Raw genomic sequence first — 2,562 nt, 5'->3', positions numbered from 1 at the left:
TGAACTCCGGCGTGAACGTTCGTTTCGTTGTCCCCATCAGACACCTTCCAGCCCCCATGGGAGCGTAGCAGAGGTGTCCACTCATTCAGAGGAGGATCAGACGTTACCGACAGACACGGACTCCAACGATGCAGACGGTGGCGTTGGCAGGAGTTTCTTACCAGGCCCTTGAGCATGACCAGGCGGGTGGAGGCGAGAGCGCGTGTAGTCGTGCGCAGCGCGTCTTCAGCTCAATCAGCCACCAGTCAGCTCACGCGTTTGCCCCTTACTCTCACGCTACTCAGTGGCTCATCAGGCAGCAGAGTGGAGTGCTCTCCAGGAGCTGCTGGGTCACGCTACCGAAGATCATCTCGCGCATACGTGAGTGACCGTAGGCTCCTGCGACGATCAGGTCGGCACGTTTCTCATCGGCCAAGGTGAGGATCTCCGCAGCGACGCCCGCAGACGATGTTTGCCTGAAAAGCGGACCACAGGTCACGCCGTGCAGCTTGAGGTGCTCGGCGATCTCACGCGTTTCCTCGCCGGCAGCCGCCTCCCCAACAGAGACGACAAAAACCTCATCGGCCGCCTTGAGGAAGGGCAGCCCATCAGAGATGGCTCGACGTGCTTCGCGCGTGTCCTTCCAGGCCACGATGATCCGGCGCGCCGAGAGGTGGTTGATGGTCGGCGGCACCACGAGGACCGGCCGACCGACGTTCAGGATCAACTCGCCTGGATCAATGCTGGAGCACCAATCCTCAACCCCGCCCCCATGGTCCCGACTGACGACGACGAGATCGGCACTGCGCGACTGCTTCATCAGGAACGCCATGGGATCCTTGCGCGCCGAGCGCCATTCGGCTTGGCCGATCTCAGCCGTGGCGCGATGGAACGTCTCCTCGACGCTGGCCATCTCCTCAGCCGTGCAGGCGTAGGCAAGATCGACGATCTGCGGGTTGATGTAGGCGCCTTTGCCATAGAGCCGCGTCGGAAGCGTCTCGCGCGCAGCAACGCCGATCAAGCGGGATCCGAACTGCGCGGCCAGGTGGATCGTTGCCTGCAGGCGGTCCGCGGAACAGGGTCCGGGATCCAGAGGAACCATCACGCTCGCGAACGCCATGGCAGACCTCATTGTGCCTGGCAGGCTCGTGCGCAGAAGCATTCTGCCGATCGCCAGATCACGTAGGATCTAGCTTATGTGGACGCTGTTTACGAGCAGGCCCTCGACGGGCTCCATCACGCCTCTTGTGAAAGGCCTACCTCAAAGAGAGGCGATCAACATTGCAAAGCAATTTCGGCTAGGAACGAGATCATGTCGGTGGCCATCAGCGCTTCACTGAGGAGGTGGTGGAAGGCTCGTTCGTACGGTCATCCGGTTGTGCGGCGACAAACTGGTGCATGGCGGAATAAGGAGCGCGCTCACGGGATGCAGGATCGTCGAAGACCCCGGCCCAGAGACCTTGCCGCTTCGCCCAGGCCTGCCTCTCGTCCTGAACGTAGGCGGTCGAGACACGCCTGTCCGCCGTCGCGTGCCCCTGCATAACCATCCAGGCGCTCAGGTCCTCCTTACTCTTCCGGCAGGTGGCCAAGATGCGGCCGTTTTGAATGGGCTGCAGTGTCTCGCAGGTTATGATGGCGGTGCTGATGTGGGCTGCGAGGGCTCGGGCTGAGGCGGCACCGCAGGAGTAGCTTCGGCTGCTCGCATCGAGGCAGTCCTGCTTCAGACTAGGCGCGGCGACTCCGTAGAGGCCGATGACCTTGCCGCGCACGCTGAGCGTGTCGCCATCGATGACGGACGCGCGACCGCTGAGGTTCTCGCCGGACCACGCGGCTGCAGGCGCGATGACTGCGAGCAGGCTTAAGCCGATAAGCATCGCCGCTCGCATGGCACGCTCCGCTCGCATGGTGAGTTTCTGGCTGCTTGGAGCGGTAGATCGCATGCCAACCGCCAAGCCTGACCGACGGTCACACTAATGCCGGTCTCGAACCGCGGCTGTGACTTACATCACCGTCGGGCAAGTCTATTTGAGCCTGGCCCCGCGCCTGTGACCGCCGGCATGCTCCCCATGTCCGGTCTGATGCTTCTCGACCGGAGACGCCTGGGACAAGGCTGTCAGCCTCAATCCAGGGCGATGTAGACGAGCAGCGACGCCATGCTGAGCCATGTGCAGGCCGCGAGAATACGCTTGGACGGAGCGTGACGTCGCACGGTGTCGTAAACGAGCCATGTCAGCAGGAGCAGCAGCGCGGCAGCCACGACTCCACCTCGCTCGAGCATAAGGCCCGTCGCGGTCACGAAGGTCGTCACTCCCACGGTGGTGGCGACCTGTTCCCAGGTGGTCCCGTTCCGCCTGTCCGCGAACATCTCCACGAAGCGGACGCAGCCGAGCACCGCGGCGACTGTGAGAAGCGCGGTGGCAACAATGTCGTTCATAGTCCTCCGGCCGAGCGCCCAGGCCCGGAATGCCTGTCCGGCAGGCAACGTGCCTCAGCACGTTGCAATTTCAGCCGCGGCCCGTAAACGGATGCCTGGTATACCAGCGCCCTGCGTCGACAATCGGAGCATCTGCCTGTTGAACGGGC

General features: G+C 63.0%; 3 protein-coding genes. All 3 read right to left on the bottom strand.

The features are described 5' to 3' along the window. Positions 1–280 precede the first annotated feature (280 nt). Complete coding sequence (locus WDW90_RS36285; protein ID WP_336492587.1) at positions 281–1,099, bottom strand: universal stress protein; 819 nt, start codon at positions 1,097–1,099, stop codon at positions 281–283. A gap of 205 nt (positions 1,100–1,304) precedes the next feature. Then, positions 1,305–1,865, bottom strand: a complete 561-nt coding sequence (locus WDW90_RS36280; RefSeq protein ID WP_336492586.1) for a thermonuclease family protein — start codon at positions 1,863–1,865, stop codon at positions 1,305–1,307. Positions 1,866–2,098: 233 nt separating this feature from the next. After that, entirely contained in the window at positions 2,099–2,413 is a 315-nt protein-coding gene (locus WDW90_RS36275; RefSeq protein ID WP_336492585.1) for a hypothetical protein, read from the bottom strand. Positions 2,414–2,562 lie beyond the last annotated feature (149 nt).

Source organism: Methylobacterium nigriterrae (genome assembly GCF_037106235.1).
GTDB classification, from domain to species: domain Bacteria; phylum Pseudomonadota; class Alphaproteobacteria; order Rhizobiales; family Beijerinckiaceae; genus Methylobacterium; species Methylobacterium nigriterrae.
Note: the sequence above shows the minus strand (reverse complement) of the source record. Positions and strands in the feature narration are given on the sequence as shown.

Coding starts and splice junctions, on each gene's coding strand:
- WDW90_RS36285 (WP_336492587.1), bottom strand. CDS start 1,099: ATGGCGTTCGCGAGCGTGATGGTTCCTCTGGATCCCGGACCCTGTTCC.
- WDW90_RS36280 (WP_336492586.1), bottom strand. CDS start 1,865: ATGCGAGCGGCGATGCTTATCGGCTTAAGCCTGCTCGCAGTCATCGCG.
- WDW90_RS36275 (WP_336492585.1), bottom strand. CDS start 2,413: ATGAACGACATTGTTGCCACCGCGCTTCTCACAGTCGCCGCGGTGCTC.